Genomic DNA, 18,091 nt, shown 5'->3' with positions numbered 1-18,091 from the left:
CGACCCGCCGCAGCCGAGCGCTGCCGCGGGTTGGTTTCTACCTACTGCCTAGTCGCGTTGTCGCGGTGCCACGCCGTGAGCGTCGGCACCGCGTTACGCTCCAGCGATCAGCCCAGCTTGGCCAGGAACCCCAGCAGCGCCTGATTGAACTCCTCGGCATGACTGGTGTTGCAGCCATGCGGCGCATCCTTCAGCAGCACCACGTCGCTGCCGGCGATGGCGCGATGGGTGCGCTGGCCGGAGCCTTCGTACGGCACCGTGGCGTCGGCATCGCCGTGCAGCACCAGGGTCGGCACGTCGACCTTCTTGAGGTCCTCGCGGAAATCGGTGGTGCCGAAGGCCTGCATGCAACCGAGCGCCGCGGTCTGGTCGCTCTGCAGGCACAGCGCGATCGCCTCCTGGCGCTGCGCCTCGCTGACCTTCAGCGTGCCGTGGGCGCTGAAGAAGCCGCGGGTGAAGTCATCGAAGAAAGTCTCGCGCGAGGCCTTCAGGCCCTGCTCCATCTCCTGCGCCTGCTCCTTGCTCAGCGGCCCTTCCGGGTTGTCGTCGGTCTTGAGCATGTACGGCGGCACCGCGGAAGCGAACACCACGCCGGCGAGCTTCCCGGTGCCATGCCGCGCCACGTAGCGCGCCACCTCGCCACCGCCCATCGAGAACCCGACCAGCACCGCGTCGCGCAACTTCTTGTCTTCGATGATGCCGGCCAGGTCGTCGGCCAGGGTGTCGTACTCGTAGCCGTCGGCCGGCTTCTCGGAACGGCCGAAGCCGCGACGATCGTAGGCGATGACCCGATAGCCGGCCTGCTGCAGCGGCCCGACCTGGTCCTTCCACGCCTCGGCCGACAGCGGCCAACCGTGGATCAGGATCACCGGACGACCGGCACCGCCGGTATCTTCGACATGCAGACGGACACGTGTGCTGGTTGCAGCCATGGGCAGGACCTCGTGGTGGGGAGTCGCGGCAGCTTCCACTGCCGCATGTCCGGCCCGCGTGAGGGCGATGTGTCGGGTGATTTAACGCTGTGCGAAAGCGCTCAACCGATCCGCGATACGGCGCGCGTCAACTGCGCCAGCGCGTCCCGCGCAATGCTGTGGAATGCCGCGGACACATGCACGTCCTCGATGACACGCTCCCAGAACGTCACCGCCATGCCGGCCGCTGCGCGCCAGTCGTCGCGCTGGTCCGGTGTCGGCAACGGCAACACATAGGCGCGCTCTACCACCTCGCCGCTGGCCGCAGGACGGAACGCCATCGGCAACATGTCGTAGATCGGTGCCAAGGCCAGCGGCAAGACATCGCCCAGCATCAGGCCCGCGTTGCCCAGATGTATGTCGTTGTTGCCGATCAGTGCGCCGAACCAGCCGCACACACGCAGGCGCTGCGCATCTGCGTCGCTCAGCCAGCCTTCGCGCTGCAGTTGCGGTGCGAACGACCACCAGTCGATGCGCCCATGGCCGAAGTAAGCCGCATCCACCGCGGCCAGCGAGACGAAGCCGCGCCGTCCCAGCACAGACGTGCGGTCGAACCGCGTCGACTGCAGGAACACGCGACCGTCGCTCTCAAGCAGTTCGCTCTCGGCGGCGGCGATGCCATGCGCACGCAGGATGTCGCTGGCCAGGTGCTCACACCGCAATAGCTCGCTCCAACGCTGCGCGGCCGGCGTGCCGGCCCGCTCGCTGAACTTGACGATGACTGCGGTGTAGCCGCCTTCCGTGTGCAGGATTGCGGTGAACTTCGGTTGTTCGCCTCCTGCCGACGAGCCCACCGCCTCGCCACGCAAGACGGCGTTGGCGCGCTGCGGATAATGCTGAGATCGCTGCGCCTTCTCCAGCGCATCAGCCGGCTGCAGGGCGGCCTGTTGCGCACGCTGCAAGGCGAACTCGCCCAGGACCAGGTCGCCGGGCTGATCGTCGCCATGCCGCAGCAACGACAGGACGACATCGTCAGGCTGCCAGCGCTGCAGATCCTGCGGCGCGCCGATGTCTTCGGCGACGCGCCGTGCGAAGGCACGGCCGAGGAAGCCTTGCGGGCGCTGATCGTCCAGGAACCACGGCAGCCCTGGGAACACGCCATCGGCGAATTCACCATGCACCAGAACCGGTCGCGCGTTCTGCGGAACGAACAGAAATCCATCGCCGTGCATGGCATGGAGATCGCCAAGCGTCTCGGCGCGCCCGTCAGGACGCAGACGGAACAGGGGCCAGTGTCGGCCTGCCCGGCCCAACGTGCGGCTGAGCGCGTAGCGCGTGGCGCGCGCCTTGCCGATCCGCAGCACCTGATCGCCGGCAGCGCTGAGCAGACGCGAGACCGTCGGCTGGCTGACGCCGAACGCCGCTGCGATACCAGGCGCCGTCGCTGCCCCCTCATGGCGCAGAAAAGCAATCAGATCGCGTAGCCGGGCCTCGTTCATTCCCGGATTGAATAGATTTATGAATAGATAGTCAAGAGAACTATACTTGTAAGCAGCTGGATTATTTGGCTATTACCTCGAAATCGGTCTACTGGTGACTGCTTTTTTGAATAGATACTTGAAGCGACGGATGGCCAGCCTGCCGAACCTAAGGCGAGCGCCCTGCAGGCGCTCGCCTGACCGATCCGGCAGAAGTGCAAGCGACGAGGTTACGTCCAGTTGTCGTTGCCGAAGTCGCCGTCGTCCTGGAAGTCCTGGCCCATGTCCTGCTGCGGCGTGTCGTCGTAGTAGTTGTTGGTGATGTTCTCGACCACGGTTTCCTGCGGCGCGCCGCCGCCGAACAGGCCGCCGCCGTGGTGACCGCCCAGCAGGCTTTCCACGCCCTCGAACAGGAACATGCCGCCGGCCACGCCTGCCGCCGTGGTGGCCGCCGTGCTGAGGAAGCTGGGGCCACGCGCGGCGGCCGGTGCCGGCGTCGGCTCCGCGGCCGCAGCGCCACCGCCGAACCAGCGCTCGCGCCAGCCGGGCGCACCGGCGCCCGCGACGCCTGCGGCGGCGGGTGCCGGGGGCAACGGCGGCGGCGCCGCATTGAAGCCCTGGCCCAGGAAGCTGGCCGGCGGCGGCGGGGGCGTGGCCGCCTGCTGCAACTGCGCGATCTGCGCCTTGGCCGCCTCCAGCGCGTGTTCCAGCAGCAAGGTGCGCTGCACCAACAGATACGCGGCATCGGGTTGATCGGCCAGGCGCGCATGGATCAGCGCGTCGGCCTGCGGATCTTTGGCCACCCCGCCGGCGCCGCGCAGGCGCGCCAGGAAGTCTTCGAGAAGCTGCTGTTCTTGCGGAGTCATACCCGTACCTGGATGCGATGACCGGCCCAGTGCCGGCACGGCACGGTATGGGCATGGCCCGCGCGGCGCCAAGGGCATGGCCTCCGCGCCAGTGCGCCGGCATTCATCCAGGCGCGACCTCTCGCAGCCACCGACGTGTGGGCGGCCCATGACTTGCGACGGGGCCGGCCTAAGCATGACGATCGTTGCAGTCAAACAGGGCGCAGAACCACGAGAGACGGCCACACCAAGCGGCGGGATCCTACAGGCGGCATCGGCACCACTGGCGGTTCTTTCCGAAGCGAGGCGGCTGCGCGATACGTCTGCCAGGGCGCGGCGCTCCGCACCTGCAGGTTCGGCGCTACTCCGACTTGGCCGTCCCGGAGGACGACGCATCCCGCGGCAGGCGCGCCGCCCACATGTTGTCGACCAGGTTCGGATACGGCCGGCCGTTCTCCTCGGCGCGCTGCTTCGCCGCCGCCTTCTGCGACGACGACAACGGCTGGCTGCGCTGACCGCGCGGATTCGGCTTCTTCCACGGAGGCGTTTTGGACGAGGGCATGGGCGTCGGGGCAAACGGAGACGGGCCATCGTGATCCCACCGCGCGTACGCAAGCAGTGAAGGCCTGCCGGTAGCGCCGATAAGCTGCATGCGCTACCTACTCCGAATCCACCCCCGCCAGCGCGAACACCCACCGCGGCACCACCGGTTCGCCGGCATAGAAGTCCTTCGGCTTGTCCTCAGCCATCGCCCAACGGTGCAGCCAACTAATCCCGCCGGGGCCAGTGTAGCCCTCGGCATGGGTGTAGGCAGGGTCGCGCAACGCTTCATCCAGGGAAATGAAGGCGTAGCCGCGACGGCGCGTGGCCGCGATCAGATCCTGGAAGGCGGCGGCGTTGAGCGCGTTGGCGTGCATCAACCACACCTGCGGGATACGACGGCCGAACAGCGCCTGCGATTCGCGCTCGAAGAAATCCAGCTTGTTGAGCATGTACGGCACGTAGCCCTTGCGCAGGCGCAGCAGCATGGCGTCGCGCGCCGGGCCTGGCGGCTCGTCCAGCACATGCGCGTAGGCGAACGCCCAGACCCACTCGCCGCTGTCCACGGTGACCGGCGCGATGCGGTAGCCGTGTGCGGCCAGGAAGGCATTGACGGCCTCACGGTCGGCGACGCTGCGGCCGGTCGCCAAATAGGGATGGCGAAACCACTGCAGCGGCTGGCCACGCTCGGCGAGCAACGGCCGCAAGGTGCGCTCGCCGCGCACGATCGCGTCCTCGTACGCCGGCACGCCCACCCGGTGCAGGTTCACATGGCCGTAAGTGTGGTTGCCAAGCGCATAGCCGGCATCCAGCCAGTCGCGCAGCATCGCCACGCGTTGCGGCTGCACCTGTCCGTCCTGCTCCAGCTTGTCTTCGTTGACGAAGCCAACGATGGGTACCTGCGCCTGCCGCAGCGAGGCCATCAACTGCGCATGCAGTGCCGGCAATTGCGCCGGCGGCGTCTGCTCGATGCGCTGCCACGGCAGGTCGTCGATGGTCACCGCGATGCGGCGCGTATCGTCCTGGGCCTGGGCGAATGCGGTGATGCACAGCAGGGCTGGCAGCAGCAGGCAGCGAAGTACTCTCATCGGACGTCCCCGGTATGGAGCTGCCAGTCTATACGCCCACCTACTGACGACACCAAGGAGCATCTTTCATCTAGTCGCGCGCCCTGCCTGGCCGACTCACCTGCAAGAGCCAGGCACCGAAGATTCAACTCCCTGCGTGCGCGTTGCCACGATCCTGCGAGCAGGATAAAGGAGAGCGACGCTCCAGGTTCCGAGCCAATACCCTCACCAGTTGCTCGCGCGCCAAGCGCTTTCGTGCAGGCGACAGGGCCGGCAGGATCTCCACAAGCGCATCGCTAAGCGGCATCGACCAGGTCGCCTCTGGGCCATCCATCGCCTCATCTCTTCGGATCCCAGGCACACCGTGGATCCACGCCAGCATGAACGGCTTCTGCGACTGCGAATGGAACACCAGCGGCGCACCACGTTCGGGCACGATGCGGATCGTCATGGACGGGCTATCGTCGGTCCATGGAATAGTTTCGCCATAGAGCCGCTCGAGCGCGTCTCTCACGCCATCTCCATTCACTTGCGCGGCACGCAGTTGGCGCTGTTGTAGGGGTGGACAATCCCGATCGACAAACAGCGCATTGCGGATTCTGGCGATGGTCGCTGGCTCCATCGCCCGCTGCTGCAACGCGCCCAGCCCGGTCGCGCGATCGATGCGAGGCGCGCGTGCCGCCGCGAACAGCGCCATCACCTTGTCCGTAGCGACCACCTGCTCGGCGTGCCTCGCCCCATCCTGATCCGTCCAGCGCATGACAAACCCCATGCCGTTGCGCGCCGGAACCAATTGGAAACGTTCATCGACGTACCCCCACCCCATGTATGTGTATTGGATCGAGACCGAGGCGATCCTGATCGGGGCTTGCCGCCCGGTCGGCGCCGCAGCACGTCCTGCAGCAAGCAGCCAGAGCGATGCCACGGCAACGACGATGACCAACGCGATACGCATGCGACTCCCCCCAAGTGCAGGCAACCTAATCTACCTTTCATGCAGAGGGAAGCCGCCAGCGCCGGAATCTCCTTTTCGCACGTCCAATCGACACGGACCGCGGGCGCCGCGGAACGGGTGCGCGCGCGATGCAGAACACGCGAGGCGCCGGCACTCGCGCCGCCATGGCACCATGCAGATGCGCCGACTCGCGCGCGGACCCGAACAAACGGAAATGACGGAATGAGGAAAGCGCTTTGGCTGGTCTGGACGTGCCTGCTGCTCGCCGGGTGCACGAACACGGCGCAGGCGCCCGCGGCAGCGTCTGCAACGAAGGAGGCCACCACGCAACCGGCACCACCTCCCGCACGCACGGTAGCGACGCAGCTCGGTGGTCAGCGCGGCAGCGGTGCGCCGTACGAACTGGCCGGGACCGAAGTGTGGGATGTCCCCGATCGCTTGTCCGGCCGCACCTACCAGGTGTTCGTGGCGTTGCCTGCCGGCTATGTGGATCACCCCGAGCGGCGCTACCCGGTGCTGTACGCCACCGATGCCGACTACGCGTTTCCGGTGGCGCGGCAGATCGCGCGGCGCTTGAACGGCGAAGGTCCGGCTATCGAGGACTTCATCCTGGTCGGCTTGTCGTATGCACTCGGCGATGAACCGATGCCAAGCCGTCGCCGCGACTACACGCCCACCACCGAGGCCGGCGATGTTGCGGCCGCCGGTGCCACTCACGGGGGTTCCAGCACCTACATTGCGTACTTGCGCGACCAAGTGCTCCCTTTCGTTGCGCGGCACTATCGCACCGATGAAGCGCGGCGCCTGTTCCTTGGCCATTCCTACGGCGGCCTGCTCGGTACGCAGATCCTGCTGAGCACACCGGAGTTGTTTTACGGCTACATCCTGGGCAGTCCGTCGTACTGGTTCGGCGAGCATGCCATGCGCGCAGAGGAGGCACGCTTCGCTTCCAGTCACCGCGATCTTCCGGCGCAGGTCTACGTGTATGTCGGCGAGTACGAACAGCGCCGCTACGGCAAGCGCTACGACATGGTGACCGACGCGCAGCAGATGGTGCAGACCTTGCGCGGACGGCACTATCCGTCGCTGCGCCTGCAGTTGGACGTGCTGGACGACGAGGATCACCTGAGCGTTGCGCCGCGCGGGCTTACCCATGGCTTGAAGTTTCTGCTGGGTGTTCCGCGGCAGTGAGGCGCGGCGCACACGCCGCCGGTCGGGCGGATGCTGCATCTCCACGGATGGCGTTGTCGCGGCTGAAACCGCTCCTACAGGTACCGGCCGGCCGCCATTAAAGGTCTTCTAAAGCAACGCCATTTACCGGCACGTATTCGCAGAGGTTTACTGAAGGCACAGCGCAAAAGCCGGTCAATACTTGAGCGCATCCGCCGTCGGCGCCAATGGCGCGAAGCGTGCGCCGCTGAAATCGTGCAGCAACCGGAATACCTGGGCACCCCGCTGCGCCACTTCGCGGAAGTCGCTCTTGCGCAGACGATAGAGCCTGCCCTCGCGCGCGAACACCAGGTCGCCGCCATCCCAGTCGGCCCAGTCGCTGCCCGGCAGGTCGACCAGCACGGCGCCGTCGCGGTCTAGCACCCGGTGATCCTGGCCATACCAAGCATGGTTTTCCTGGCCGACCGCATGCAGCAGCGACTGCAGGCGGCGGCCATTGGCGCCGAGCTTCTCGCGCACGCGCGGGCGGCTGAAGCGGAACAATGCGCCGCTGCGCAGCCCGCCACGTTCGCCCTCGCCGTCATCGCGCAACTGCCAGCCATCGCGTTCGCGCAACACGCCATCGATCGGCTCGTCCTCGCCGCCGCCCGAATGCGTGCCGAACGGCCGCACCTGCAGATGGTGCGGCAACTGGAAGCCGGTCGGCATCGGAAAAGGATCCCGCCCCTCGCGTGGCCGGTGGTTCAACAACAAGGTCCGCTCGTCCTCGAACATTCCGCCGCCGCCCCAGCAGTCGCCCTTCGGCCACAGCGCCAGTGCGGTGAAGAACGGCGGCCGCGACAGCGCGGTCCAGGTGCCGAAGTCGCCGCGCTGCTTGGAGGCGAAGTACACCAGCAGCCGCCCCGACGGCGACAGATCGCAGCGCCGCTCGTAGATGCGGCCCTTGAACCACTGGCCGTGCACGAAGCTGTCGTCACGCAGATCCCAGTGGATCAGCTGCACCTGCTTGCTCGGCCCGCGGCGGAAGATCACCCCGGTGCGCGCCTCGCGGGCCAGCAGGGCGAACAGGCGGGTCGCCGGCGGGCGCGACCCGGTAACGCTCTCGGCGCACTCCATCTCTCGATCTCCCAAACCGCTGCCCGCGTCACTCTGGCACAGCAGGCTACAACACTGCCAGCGCAGGTCGTCTACGTGGCCGATGCCGCAGGGATGCCCGGGCGCTCTGCATGCTCGGGGATTCAGGTGAGGGAATTCGTGTCGTCGCTCGTCTTCGATGAAACAACTCCGGTCGCGCCCTACGACCTGGATCAGTCCCGCCCCTCCTCTTGGAACCAACACACATGCAGGACAACGACGCCACCGTGATCCACAGGTTACACACCCTCGCTGGGCAAGGACGGGACACGATCGAGGTCTACGAAGGCGGCAGCACGATCCCGGTGATCGTCCTGCTGTGGGTGATGTCCTTCTTCATGACGGTGCCGGCCTTGATGATGCTGGCATTCGCCTTCAGGCAGACATGGTGGATGGGCGGCGCCGGACTGGCCATCGGCATCGGCTTGCTCCTGCTGGGGCGCATGTTCTGGAAGCGTCGCACCACCCCGTTCCTGTGCCTCAGCGAGGCCGGCTTGCAGTATCCGGATCTCACCCGTCCGATCCCGTGGACAAGCGTCCAGGGCTATCGCGTGGGCGCCGGCCAACTTGCTGGCGAGAACCTGATCCTGTTCGTGGACCTGCGCGACGGCTGCGAGGTGCCGCTCAAGGATTCAGGCCTGACCAGCGCAGCGCACAGCGTGCGACGCGTCTGGTACAACCCGAAGGAACACTGGATCGTGTTCAAGACCCTCGGGGTGCGCGGCATGTCCTGCGCACACCTGATCGAGCTGTTCGAGACCTACCTGGAGGCCGGGCGTGCCCGTGCGCAACTGGCGCCCCTGGAGCGTCCTGGCACGCACTGAAGTCGGTCGCCTGCGGCCAAGCGCTTCGGGGCAGCCCGCAAAATGTCAGGCCGATAGAAGACCAAGGCCCCGCATCCAACACCCCACAACGGCGCCGGATGCGATGACACGTGGAACGCGTTGCCCCGGCGCTACTTGGCGATCACCGACGTCCCCGACGGCACCATGTAGCAGGCCTGCGCCTTGGCACAGGCTTCGGCGTTGATCTCGGCGATCTGGCTGGCCAGGTACTGCTCCGGGGTCAGGCCCATGCGGTTGCGGTAGGCGTTGTCCGCATCGGCCTTGGCCACCTGCTCCTGCTCGCGCTGGCGCTCGGCGGTGGTGGCTTCCACCAGGGTCTTGACCCGCTGCTGCTGCGCCGCGGTCAGGTTCATCTGCTGCAGCACGTCCGGGTTGGGACGGGCGCGGCCGAGGGTGATGTTCTGGATCTGGATCGGCAGGCCCTGCTCCTTGACCAGGGCGCGCACGTTCTCGGTCACCGCCTCGTCGATCTTCCGTGCACTGTCCGGGTCGCTCATCATCCGCGTCATGTCGTAGCGCTTGACCTGGTCGCGCACGATCGCCGCGTACTGGCTGGCGACATTGTTCTTGAACCAGTCCTGCCCGAAGCCGGACAGCAACCGCGCCGGCGCGGTGATGCGGTATTGGATCTGCGTGGAGAAATCCAACAGGATGTTGTCGCTGGACGAGAAGTCGTCGAAGGCCACCTGCACCGTCTGCGGCGTGGTGTCCACGTACACCGCCGACGTCGTCATCCACGTATAGGTGCGGCCGGGATCGCGCACGTCGTCCAGGCGGATGCCGCCCTTGCCGAACAGCAGCGGTTTGTCCACCAGCACCGCCTGCTGCCCCGGATCGGGCGAGACCACGGTACAACCGCACAGCAAGGCCGCGACGGCGGCGGCCAGCAGGAAATGTTTCATCGATGTCCCCCTGAAGAGACGGCGCCGCGCACCGTCGTGTGCGGGGGATGCTAGCGCATCCGGGGGGAAGCAAGGCATCTGCAGAGTGTCCGGGTGAAGTGTAGTGCTGATCAGCATTCGTGCGGTTAGAAAAGGGCCGGCGCAACGACACTTCTAGAAGATTGGAGAAGCAACATCTATTAAGTGCCTTGGCAAGGCACGCAGAATTCAGTCTCTATGTCCGGCGGGCTTGAAAGCTCTGCACTGCGCGATTAGAGCCTCTCCAGCGTCGCTTTCCTTCGTCATCGGATGACCATCGAAAGCCTGGATGACCTCTGCGCGAACACGTTCAGCGCTTTCGGATGACTCAACTACGTGCGGGTCGTTCGAGGCTACGCCGAAGCCGGGCAATGCCGACGGTTCCAGACGCCCCAGCGCCACCAGTTGTCCACACAGCCCGTAGTGATAGGCAGCGTATTCGTTACCCGCTAACGCTGTATCGCCTGCGGCGAACATGCCGACATGAAAAGCTTCGTGCGCGACAAGGTCTGCAATGTTAGCCAATGTCGCCTCCTCGGTCTGGAGTACAGGCGCAATGAGTACAAGCTTCGGCCCCCTGCCAATTCTAAAAAATTTTTTGTGGTAATTAACCCGGCTTGGCACAATGAGCAAAGTTATAGAGATATTCTCGACCCACGACTGTGAACGCACGAAGTCCAACGCACTCGCCGCTATTTTACAGATGATCTTTGGCGAATCTTTAATCGCTTCGTCCATAGCCAACCTGATGCGGGCATCTTCACATGCGTACTTATTCCAAAGAATTAATTTACTCTCCGCACCTTGCGTAGCAACTTCCGAGCGCGTAATAAATAACCCGAGCCCGGACGTAGCTGTGTGCTTGTTTATTCCTTCCACAGAGAGTTGCGGCAGCTCTGACGCGCTTACATCTAGCAAAGAAAAGCCAATCAGCAGGCTTAGCAACAGCGACACGACTGACTTATTAATCGCAACGCCTTTACTTTCAACCCCCTGAGGTTTTTTAAATAAATTTTGCATGCAAACAAGGCGAAAAGAGAAGAAATCCATCAGCATACGCATGTATGCCGCTCCTTTTTCAAAAAAGGGGGGCCTAAGCCCCCCTTTCCACTTTACTGTGGAGGGCATTGCGTTGGAGAAGGGTATCTTGTACACGGCGGATTGCCGTAGACGGTCGCCGTAAAAGAAGCGACAGACTGTCCTTCATATTTAGTGGCAACCGCCATTTTTTTCTCGCCTTGGAACATCGACGTAAACGGCACCGTCTCGTAACGAACGCTGTCCGCGTCACCTGCATTCGAATATGCCCAAGAATTCACCGAATCAGGGTCCGCCAAGCGAATCACCGCACCAGACTTCACGTATGGAAAAGTGTGAGTAGCCACAACGGAGTTGTCGCTTGACCTCACAAGCAAGACATTGACCATCCCATTTGCCGGATAAGGTATGGTGGAACCGGTTGTGTCAATCTGGAATTGAGCAGCATCAGCAGTGGAATCAAGCGCAGCCGCTAGAGCGGCCAGCATGATGCTTTCTTTTCCTCCACCGCCTCCGCCCCCGCCTCCCTTCTTTTCCCACTTGATTTCAGCGCCAGCTTTGCATTCGCCGCCTCCGCCTGTCTTTGCGCTGCATTCTCCATAAGCGCGGACAGAGGTGTTGTAGCTGGCACACCCGGCTGTGCCGATTGAAATCAATGACAAACCGATACTAGGAACTAGAGCTGACTTCTTCACAGAGACCTCCGTTTCGCTGAAATTCAGCGATGTGAGGCTAGCGTGGAGTTGCGTACAAAATTCCGACATCCATCACATTTCTGATGGCAGCCTGAACTTTTTCAAGCTTGTCCACACTGCTACATGTGAAAGAAGAAGCAGCAGCCCGGTAACGCCAGGGATTAATGTTAAACTAGAAAATCCCCCAATTATTACCAAGAGTGCTGTTATCACAACTTCTAGCATTGGCAGGGAGGCAATTGTTCTTTTTCTCCCCAACATCCAATCGCAGCATCCGATCCGGTGACAACCAAGCTTCGCCGAGATATAAATCAAAAGCGTCGATAGCATGCACCAGTCTAAAACATAACCGATTAGCGACCAAGATAATAAAAGAGGAATCGCAACCAGAATCCAAATTGTGGAACTCAGTAGTGCTCCTGTCCAGCTGACAGATCCGTCACGCCGCAACAGGCCACGCAACTGTACTCCATAGAGCATCGACAACCCCCACCCGCCACCAAAAATAAAAGAGCGAATGAAGGGCTGATTTAAGGCAAGCCATATAGCGCAGCTTAGTGAGATCGCCATAAGCAATCCCACTATTGCACGCAGATTTATATTTACAAACTCAACTATGATTCCTATAAGACCAGTTGAAGCACGGCTGTCGAGAGACATAATGAGTCCGAAAGAGCCTTTAATATAAGAAATATCCACGCCCCGGGTAGGGAATAACCTCGATAGTCAAAAGCAAGCCAACATAAATTATAGAAGAACTATTAGTACGTGCAGCGCTTAGTGAGTTTGCGCAAACTGGAATCCGAACTCCTTCTTGGCCTCGCTGAGCTTTACCGCATCAGGCCGACTTCCACTCGCACCTCCGCGTAGCTAGTGGCGCGTCAGGACTCTCAGCAACTCAGAGCGTCCTCGCGTCGCGAAGTCGCTCCTCGTTCTCCCCCCCTCGCCGTAAGACTAGGATCAGTGCTTCCACCCACTTCCTGAAGGCAAAGTGCCCCACTGCACCCCATAGGCCGCCCGATCCTCTCGCACACCATTGGGCGTTGATGCAGGTAGCGGCTGGCGCTTGATTTGCTGCAACAATGCGAATACTTCGTTCACCGCATCGCTGAGCGTGATGCCGGTACCCATCGAAATCTCGCCGCAGCCCTTGGATCCACTGTCGAACGCCTTGACCGTAGCGTGAAACGCGACGGTCTCGACCAGCAGGTTGAACCGCTCGACTTGCTCTTGCGTCACCCGAAATGCACCACTCTCCTTGCTCGGCTTGACATCCATGGTCACATCGGACCAGGCGCCATGCGTCGTGTCAATCCGCTGAGCGGGATAGGACAGCGCGTCCAGCACCAGGTCCACCTGGTCGGCCAGCAGCTCCAGACAGAGCGCGAGTTCGCCCATGCGCACCTTGGGTTCGGCGGCACGCTCCTCGGCCTGTGTGCGTGGCTGTGCCAGCCGGACCAGGAAGCGCACCTGATCGCGTAGCTTCGCCAGGCGGAACTGGCTGTCCTCCGGCAGCAAATAGCCGGGCATGTCGTCGTCGTCCGATTTGTTGACCCTACGTTGGAGAAAACGGATTGCTCTAGCGCACTGTCAGTCGCGACGGAATACCGACGCGTGCACGCGACCGACCATTTCCCGGATCGCCTCAACGTGGCCCTGTAGTTCGGCTCAGTTCGGCGTCCCATGTCATCAGCGGAGCCAGGTTTCGGTGACCGGCTGCAGCCATTGATCGAATGTGGCACAGACCGCCGCGGAGGATTCGCAGCGCACCGCGTAGGTCCGCGTTTCGTTTCGATAGTCGTCCAGGATCAGGACCGCCGCGGTGGCGCGTCCATGATGCTCATCGAACAGCCACCAGATCCTAGCGGTCTGCATAGGCTCGTCCCAGGTGGCGTACATCGTGAACGACTGACTGGCCTCGTCCTTTTTGAATGCGTCATCGGCCTGCAAACGTGCCGCGATCTCGGCGACGCTGCCGCGTGGCATCAGACGGTCATCACGCTGCACCGCGTGCGGACCGGACTGCATGAGCCTCGCCTTCGCCCATAACGGGAAATGGCTGATGACAAAGCGCGGTAGCACCTGCTGGCCGGGATCCGGGCCTGCTTCCGGCGCCTCCATCGCGATCTCGACCCTCGCCCAACGCTGCGCCTCCGGCACGCTCGGCGGACAGACATAGCGCCATTTAAGCGCCGTCTGCTGCGCGATCCGATCGAGGCTGCGATTGCGTGTAGAGCGCTGCACCTGCGAGGTGGTCGCCTGCAGTCCGGCGAGCTCCGTCGGTTCGGATCCGGCCGACGGCGGGGGCACCGCCGTCGCGTCCGCCGCCTGGAGCTCAAGCGCGACATCGACCACCGCGGTGACCTTGACGCCCGAAGTTCCTACGGCGTCCGGGGACTGCGGAGGATTCGCCGTCTTGCTGGCCTCATCGACCCAACACGGAGCAACATCAGACAGCGACTTTCCTAGCCTCACGAACGGCTCGGCGCCGACGGCATTGGCCGAGATGGCGAATGCGGCCAGGAACAGGCCGAGACGGGGAAGCGTGAGGTGGCTCGCGCGCATGGGATTGGCCTCTCTTAATGTGTCTTTGCCGGCGCGCCCAGCTCCAGCTACCGCACGCGCCACCGATACTGCTAGAAGGTCGCTACCGAGTTCTACTCGCAATCCTTGGATGCCGGCGCCACCTCGACCGGGGTCACTTGTCCATCCGGGTTCACGCGATTGACCGCCAGTACACAGACCGAATTGCGGAAATCGAGGTTCAACGCAACCTCATAGTCGGCGCCCGCCTGCGGAACGAACGTCGATGTCAGCAAGGCGCCGCAGTTCCATCCCATGTGGACGCCTGTCGCCTGGCTCCAGTGCGCAGGCGAACCGGCGCCGGCTTCCACGACAACGGGCTTCCCTGCGTCCAGCGCAAGCTCTTTGTAGAACGGCTTGGAGCCGATCATCTTGCGGTCCTGCAGGTTCCTTGTGTTCTGCGTCTCCGGGATGCCAATCCCCTCGTTCTTCACCGAGCCAAACAGGGAACCGAACGCAGTGCCAAGCGATCCGGATACGCGGATCTTTTCGCCGTACTTGGCCGTGCACACGGCATCCTTGTACAACACGATGCCAACACCATTCTGACCAAACAGGCGAATCCGCGCGCCGGCAGAGGCCGCTTGCGGCGCAGGCTCCTGGCACAAGGCAGGCATCGCATATGCGCTGGCGAGCAGTGCCAGCAAAATCCCATTACGTACTTTCAAAGCATTCCCCTGTTGGGTCGATGGTTTCTCAGGCAGCCACGCATAGCGGCAGAAGCCGGCGTTTCTTGACGCAGTTTTCCTAAAAATTTCTTGTAATCCGACCTAGCGCACGCCAACTCAGTGAATCGCTCCTCCGGCTGCATTGCTGGCTGCACCGATCGTACCGCGCATGTCACTCGTCAACGGGATGATCTGCCATCGGTGGCGATGGACCAGCGCCGCCACGCTCCTGCTTGACGCAAGATCGCGTCGCCGGCTAAAGAGCGCTCATCGAAGTCATAGCTGACGAACCGACATGCCAACGACGTTTCCTGGGAAGAGGGGGTGGCTAGCTGGCGTTGCAATCGCGCTGCTGGCCACCGCCACCTGTTTGGCACAGCAACCGGCCGATGCGGCCTGGCTTGCAGCCCGCAATCAGCAGGCTATCGCCCCTACCACGCATACCGCAGCCGATAGCCCCTTGCCGCCGGGCGAATACATCACAGATAAGGGATGGGGTCGCCTGCTGATCGAGCAGCAAGACGGAACATTGACCTTCTCCCTGGAAAGCACCACGGGGGAAGACGTGTGCGAGTTGAATGGCGCGATAGAGGGACACACCGGCGTCGCCAAGGGGAACAAGGACCAACCCACCTGCCAGGTGAAGTTCGCCAGTACGCCGCAGGGCATTGACGTAGCGGCTGCCACGCCCGCCGAATGCAAGACGTTCTGCGGCTACAACGGGGATTTCGAGGCGCCCTACCTGCGGGTCAAGGATGGCTGTGGCCGGGACGCGCTGGACCGCACACGGACGACTTTCAAGCGTCTCTATGATGCGAAAGACTACGGGGCGGCGCTCGCCACCTTGTCGCCAGTCGTGCCGAGTTGCCTGCCGACGCTGGAATGGGAAGACGAAGGTGCCATTCGTAACGATCTGGCCGTCACCCAGTACAAAAATGGCTTGTATGCGCAGTGCCTTTCCACACTCGACAAGTATGCGGAGGACGCCGCCAAGGACGACGACGCGGCCGTGGAAGGATGGACGCCAGTGCTGGCGGACCGCTACCTGGCCATCGTGCGCGCAGCGAGAACCAACATCGGCTTGTGCCGCAAAGGCGCAACGAAGAAGTAGTCCCCAACGCGAGGGAGTGTCAGGACAGAAGGGAATGAGGGCACCACGCCGCCGCCAGCGACCACATTGACGGATTCGGACGCGCCCTCTTTGGCAATCAAGTTGGCAGGTGGCACCTCGATCGAGGTGCAGGCAGGCAACAGCAAAAGCGCCATCGCCAGTGCAATGGCGCAGACGTGCAACCGCACCGCACGCCGCGCATCCCGTATCAGCGCGACGTCGATGGCCACTGCTGGCCCAGCGCCGCCACCGCGCGTTCGAGCACGGGGTCCTTGCCGTCGCGTAGGTCGGTGCGGGTCGGTGCGGCCACGATGTCCGGCAGCACGCCGACGCCGACGAAATCGGTGCCGTCGGGGTAGCTGTCGCGTTTGACGCAGATCCGCGCCGAACCGCCGCCGGGCAGGGCCAGCAGTAGCGGTTGGCCGGTGCTCCCGCCGGTCGCCTGTCCTACCAATGGGCCGCGCCGCATCAGCCGGAACACCGCCGCCGTGTCCTCGCCGGCGGAGAACGTGCCCGCATCCACCAGCATCGCCACTGGGCCGGAATAGGCGTTCGGTTCGGGTGCCACCGGCTCTTGTTGCACCGGCCGCCACTCGATCAGCCTGGCCCCGCGTGCCTGCGCCAGCGAAGAGCCGTTGTCGCGCTCGACAGAGCGCAGCGATGGCAGCGGCGCCGCGGCGACGTGGCGCAGGATCTGCAAGCCGAACCACGTGTTGCCGCCACCATTGCCGCGCAGGTCCAGGACCAGTCCGCGCGCGGCGCGCACGCGTGGCAGTGCCTGCTTGAGCGCCTGCAGGCTGGCATCGTTCTCCAACTGCGGCACACGCAGCACCGCCACGCCATCGCGGCGAATGCGCAGCAGCGGCGCCTTCGGCACCATCATCGTGGTATAGCCGCTGCGCGCGGCACGCACCTCGCTGCTGTGCCCGTCGGCATGCTCCACCGACAGCCGCACCGGGGTGGCGGCATCGCCGGCCAGCAAGGCATAGGTATACATGCGCAATTGCAGGTCTTGCGGGGTGGAGCTGCTGAGCTGCGGACGCACCACCCGCTGCGCGTACTGCTCCACCGGCTCGCCGTCGATCGCGAGGATGCGGTCACCGCGTGCCACCCCTTGGCGGCGCAGCGCGGCATCACTGACCGAGGTCACCACCACCTCCCCGTCCAGCCAGGCCGTCCGCAGCCCGGGACGGGCATACCAATGGTCCTCCAGTTCCTTGGGCGGCAGGATCCCGGTGTGTCCGTCGCGCAACTGCGCCAGGAACCGCGCCAGCACGCGGTAGTAGGCGTCGGTGTCCGCCGCGCGCTGGACCAGTGGCAGCGTCTCCAGGTACAGGCGGTCCCAGTCCAAGTCGGGCACGTGGTCGAACCAGACGAAGCGCTCGCGCACGGCCATCCACACCTGCGACAACCCGGCCACGCGCTGGGCTTCGGTCAGCTGCACGGCGTAAGGCACCACGATCGAAGGCGCCGTGGCATCACGCACCGCCAGCGCTTCGTGACGCCGGACCTCGGCCAGGCGCGGATCGTCCAGCAACGCCGCCGTGGCCGGGTCCTTGTCCACCACGAAGTCGATCAGCCCCTCATGCCAGGACATCGCGTCCAGGGCGCGCCAGGCCGCCACCGCCGCGTCGCGGTCGCCGAGCCACACCTGCACCCGCACCAGATCGCCCAGCAGGTTCAGGCGGCGAAAGCGCAGCGTCTTGCTGCCCTCGGCGAGCGCTGCGACCGTCGGATCGTCCAGATACCGCAAACCCTGCTGCAGGGCATCACGTGCCTGCAGCAGGTCCTCACGCGTGCTCTTGGCGCCGTGCTCGCTGAACTGCCCGGCCCGGTCGCGGAAAGCGGTAGCGCGTGCATAGGCCTGATCGGCCGGCGTTTCCGCTACCCCCACCGACGGCAACAGCAGCAACCACAGCAACGCACCCCATCCGTAGCATCGCATCGCACCCTCGCGCTCGAGTGTTTGAATCGCAGGCCGCAGTATCGGGCATCTGCTGCGCGCGAGCATCTGGAAGGCGTCGCGCCACTGCGGCGACCAAGACAAGAGCCTGTCATGAGCCGCGCCCCCCTTTGCCCGGTTCGTCGCCAGGGAGGGTGAACTGCGATCCACTACCGGCATCGCGACCCT

General features: G+C 63.9%; 18 protein-coding genes. 3 read left to right on the top strand and 15 right to left on the bottom strand.

Annotated features, from left to right (window positions below):
- Window positions 1-107 precede the first annotated feature (107 nt).
- The 6 genes from SLW56_RS14760 to SLW56_RS14735 all read right to left on the bottom strand — a co-directional run bounded on the left by SLW56_RS14760 (window position 108) and on the right by SLW56_RS14735 (window position 5,796).
- Entirely contained in the window at window positions 108-932 is an 825-nt protein-coding gene (locus SLW56_RS14760) for an alpha/beta hydrolase (RefSeq protein WP_320695047.1), read from the bottom strand.
- 101 nt (window positions 933-1,033) lie between these two features.
- Entirely contained in the window at window positions 1,034-2,410 is a 1,377-nt protein-coding gene (gene yjjJ / locus SLW56_RS14755; RefSeq protein WP_320695046.1) for a type II toxin-antitoxin system HipA family toxin YjjJ, read from the bottom strand.
- Window positions 2,411-2,619: 209 nt separating this feature from the next.
- Entirely contained in the window at window positions 2,620-3,255 is a 636-nt protein-coding gene (locus SLW56_RS14750) for a DUF2076 family protein (RefSeq protein ID WP_295910101.1), read from the bottom strand.
- 340 nt (window positions 3,256-3,595) lie between these two features.
- Window positions 3,596-3,796: a hypothetical protein gene (locus SLW56_RS14745; RefSeq protein ID WP_082028787.1), complete on the bottom strand. Its 201-nt coding sequence runs from the start codon at window positions 3,794-3,796 to the stop codon at window positions 3,596-3,598.
- Window positions 3,797-3,893: 97 nt separating this feature from the next.
- Window positions 3,894-4,862, bottom strand: a complete 969-nt coding sequence (locus SLW56_RS14740; protein WP_267123026.1) for a polysaccharide deacetylase family protein — start codon at window positions 4,860-4,862, stop codon at window positions 3,894-3,896.
- A 124-nt stretch (window positions 4,863-4,986) separates the two neighbouring features.
- Window positions 4,987-5,796 carry a hypothetical protein gene (locus tag SLW56_RS14735; RefSeq protein ID WP_267121477.1) on the bottom strand — a complete coding sequence of 270 codons (810 nt, stop codon included), beginning with the start codon at window positions 5,794-5,796 and terminating at the stop codon, window positions 4,987-4,989.
- A 222-nt stretch (window positions 5,797-6,018) separates the two neighbouring features.
- Between SLW56_RS14735 and SLW56_RS14730 the strand changes: the two genes are divergently transcribed.
- Window positions 6,019-6,987 (top strand): alpha/beta hydrolase-fold protein, encoded by a 969-nt coding sequence (locus SLW56_RS14730; protein WP_320695045.1) that lies wholly within the window; start codon window positions 6,019-6,021, stop codon window positions 6,985-6,987.
- Window positions 6,988-7,161: 174 nt separating this feature from the next.
- Here the strand turns inward: SLW56_RS14730 and SLW56_RS14725 are convergent, their stop codons facing one another.
- Entirely contained in the window at window positions 7,162-8,082 is a 921-nt protein-coding gene (locus SLW56_RS14725; RefSeq protein WP_320695044.1) for a hypothetical protein, read from the bottom strand.
- A gap of 224 nt (window positions 8,083-8,306) precedes the next feature.
- Here SLW56_RS14725 and SLW56_RS14720 point away from each other — a divergent pair, with 224 nt between their 5' ends.
- The gene (locus SLW56_RS14720) at window positions 8,307-8,924 is read left to right on the top strand and encodes a hypothetical protein (RefSeq protein ID WP_043093488.1); all 618 of its coding nucleotides are present in this window, start codon (window positions 8,307-8,309) and stop codon (window positions 8,922-8,924) included.
- A gap of 131 nt (window positions 8,925-9,055) precedes the next feature.
- On the opposite strand, the gene SLW56_RS14715 is transcribed toward SLW56_RS14720, so the two are convergent.
- From SLW56_RS14715 to SLW56_RS14685, 7 genes are all read right to left on the bottom strand, one after another.
- On the bottom strand, window positions 9,056-9,835 hold the full coding sequence (locus SLW56_RS14715; protein WP_017907998.1) for an SPFH domain-containing protein: 780 nt from the start codon (window positions 9,833-9,835) through the stop codon (window positions 9,056-9,058).
- 219 nt (window positions 9,836-10,054) lie between these two features.
- Window positions 10,055-10,927, bottom strand: coding sequence for a hypothetical protein (locus SLW56_RS14710; RefSeq protein ID WP_156117236.1), 873 nt, complete (start codon window positions 10,925-10,927; stop codon window positions 10,055-10,057).
- A gap of 50 nt (window positions 10,928-10,977) precedes the next feature.
- Window positions 10,978-11,598, bottom strand: coding sequence for a hypothetical protein (locus tag SLW56_RS14705; protein ID WP_156117237.1), 621 nt, complete (start codon window positions 11,596-11,598; stop codon window positions 10,978-10,980).
- A gap of 72 nt (window positions 11,599-11,670) precedes the next feature.
- Complete coding sequence (locus tag SLW56_RS14700; protein ID WP_267121480.1) at window positions 11,671-12,258, bottom strand: hypothetical protein; 588 nt, start codon at window positions 12,256-12,258, stop codon at window positions 11,671-11,673.
- A gap of 300 nt (window positions 12,259-12,558) precedes the next feature.
- Window positions 12,559-13,128 carry a hypothetical protein gene (locus SLW56_RS14695; RefSeq protein ID WP_052250799.1) on the bottom strand — a complete coding sequence of 190 codons (570 nt, stop codon included), beginning with the start codon at window positions 13,126-13,128 and terminating at the stop codon, window positions 12,559-12,561.
- Between the two features lie 159 nt (window positions 13,129-13,287).
- Window positions 13,288-14,163: a hypothetical protein gene (locus tag SLW56_RS14690; RefSeq protein WP_043093490.1), complete on the bottom strand. Its 876-nt coding sequence runs from the start codon at window positions 14,161-14,163 to the stop codon at window positions 13,288-13,290.
- Between the two features lie 92 nt (window positions 14,164-14,255).
- Window positions 14,256-14,798 carry a hypothetical protein gene (locus SLW56_RS14685; protein ID WP_267122579.1) on the bottom strand — a complete coding sequence of 181 codons (543 nt, stop codon included), beginning with the start codon at window positions 14,796-14,798 and terminating at the stop codon, window positions 14,256-14,258.
- A 346-nt stretch (window positions 14,799-15,144) separates the two neighbouring features.
- Between SLW56_RS14685 and SLW56_RS14680 the strand changes: the two genes are divergently transcribed.
- Window positions 15,145-15,960 carry a hypothetical protein gene (locus tag SLW56_RS14680; RefSeq protein ID WP_244149936.1) on the top strand — a complete coding sequence of 272 codons (816 nt, stop codon included), beginning with the start codon at window positions 15,145-15,147 and terminating at the stop codon, window positions 15,958-15,960.
- 208 nt (window positions 15,961-16,168) lie between these two features.
- Here the strand turns inward: SLW56_RS14680 and SLW56_RS14675 are convergent, their stop codons facing one another.
- Entirely contained in the window at window positions 16,169-17,905 is a 1,737-nt protein-coding gene (locus tag SLW56_RS14675) for a S41 family peptidase (protein ID WP_167336251.1), read from the bottom strand.
- Window positions 17,906-18,091: the final 186 nt, after the last annotated feature.

Source organism: Xanthomonas sp. LF07-6, assembly GCF_034105445.1.
GTDB classification, from domain to species: domain Bacteria; phylum Pseudomonadota; class Gammaproteobacteria; order Xanthomonadales; family Xanthomonadaceae; genus Xanthomonas_A; species Xanthomonas_A sontii.
Note: the sequence above shows the minus strand (reverse complement) of the source record. Positions and strands in the feature narration are given on the sequence as shown.

What these genes read in the sequence shown, in the direction of transcription:
- SLW56_RS14690 (WP_043093490.1), bottom strand. Translation starts at nt 14,163, where the DNA reads ATGCGCGCGAGCCACCTCACGCTTCCCCGTCTCGGCCTGTTCCTGGCC.
- SLW56_RS14735 (WP_267121477.1), bottom strand. Translation starts at nt 5,796, where the DNA reads ATGCGTATCGCGTTGGTCATCGTCGTTGCCGTGGCATCGCTCTGGCTG.
- yjjJ (WP_320695046.1), bottom strand. Translation starts at nt 2,410, where the DNA reads ATGAACGAGGCCCGGCTACGCGATCTGATTGCTTTTCTGCGCCATGAG.
- SLW56_RS14720 (WP_043093488.1), top strand. Translation starts at nt 8,307, where the DNA reads ATGCAGGACAACGACGCCACCGTGATCCACAGGTTACACACCCTCGCT.
- SLW56_RS14695 (WP_052250799.1), bottom strand. Translation starts at nt 13,128, where the DNA reads ATGCCCGGCTATTTGCTGCCGGAGGACAGCCAGTTCCGCCTGGCGAAG.
- SLW56_RS14725 (WP_320695044.1), bottom strand. Translation starts at nt 8,082, where the DNA reads ATGGAGTGCGCCGAGAGCGTTACCGGGTCGCGCCCGCCGGCGACCCGC.
- SLW56_RS14675 (WP_167336251.1), bottom strand. Translation starts at nt 17,905, where the DNA reads ATGCGATGCTACGGATGGGGTGCGTTGCTGTGGTTGCTGCTGTTGCCG.
- SLW56_RS14680 (WP_244149936.1), top strand. Translation starts at nt 15,145, where the DNA reads ATGCCAACGACGTTTCCTGGGAAGAGGGGGTGGCTAGCTGGCGTTGCA.
- SLW56_RS14740 (WP_267123026.1), bottom strand. Translation starts at nt 4,862, where the DNA reads ATGAGAGTACTTCGCTGCCTGCTGCTGCCAGCCCTGCTGTGCATCACC.
- SLW56_RS14730 (WP_320695045.1), top strand. Translation starts at nt 6,019, where the DNA reads ATGAGGAAAGCGCTTTGGCTGGTCTGGACGTGCCTGCTGCTCGCCGGG.
- SLW56_RS14745 (WP_082028787.1), bottom strand. Translation starts at nt 3,796, where the DNA reads ATGCCCTCGTCCAAAACGCCTCCGTGGAAGAAGCCGAATCCGCGCGGT.
- SLW56_RS14700 (WP_267121480.1), bottom strand. Translation starts at nt 12,258, where the DNA reads ATGTCTCTCGACAGCCGTGCTTCAACTGGTCTTATAGGAATCATAGTT.
- SLW56_RS14685 (WP_267122579.1), bottom strand. Translation starts at nt 14,798, where the DNA reads ATGCCTGCCTTGTGCCAGGAGCCTGCGCCGCAAGCGGCCTCTGCCGGC.
- SLW56_RS14710 (WP_156117236.1), bottom strand. Translation starts at nt 10,927, where the DNA reads ATGCGTATGCTGATGGATTTCTTCTCTTTTCGCCTTGTTTGCATGCAA.
- SLW56_RS14760 (WP_320695047.1), bottom strand. Translation starts at nt 932, where the DNA reads ATGGCTGCAACCAGCACACGTGTCCGTCTGCATGTCGAAGATACCGGC.
- SLW56_RS14750 (WP_295910101.1), bottom strand. Translation starts at nt 3,255, where the DNA reads ATGACTCCGCAAGAACAGCAGCTTCTCGAAGACTTCCTGGCGCGCCTG.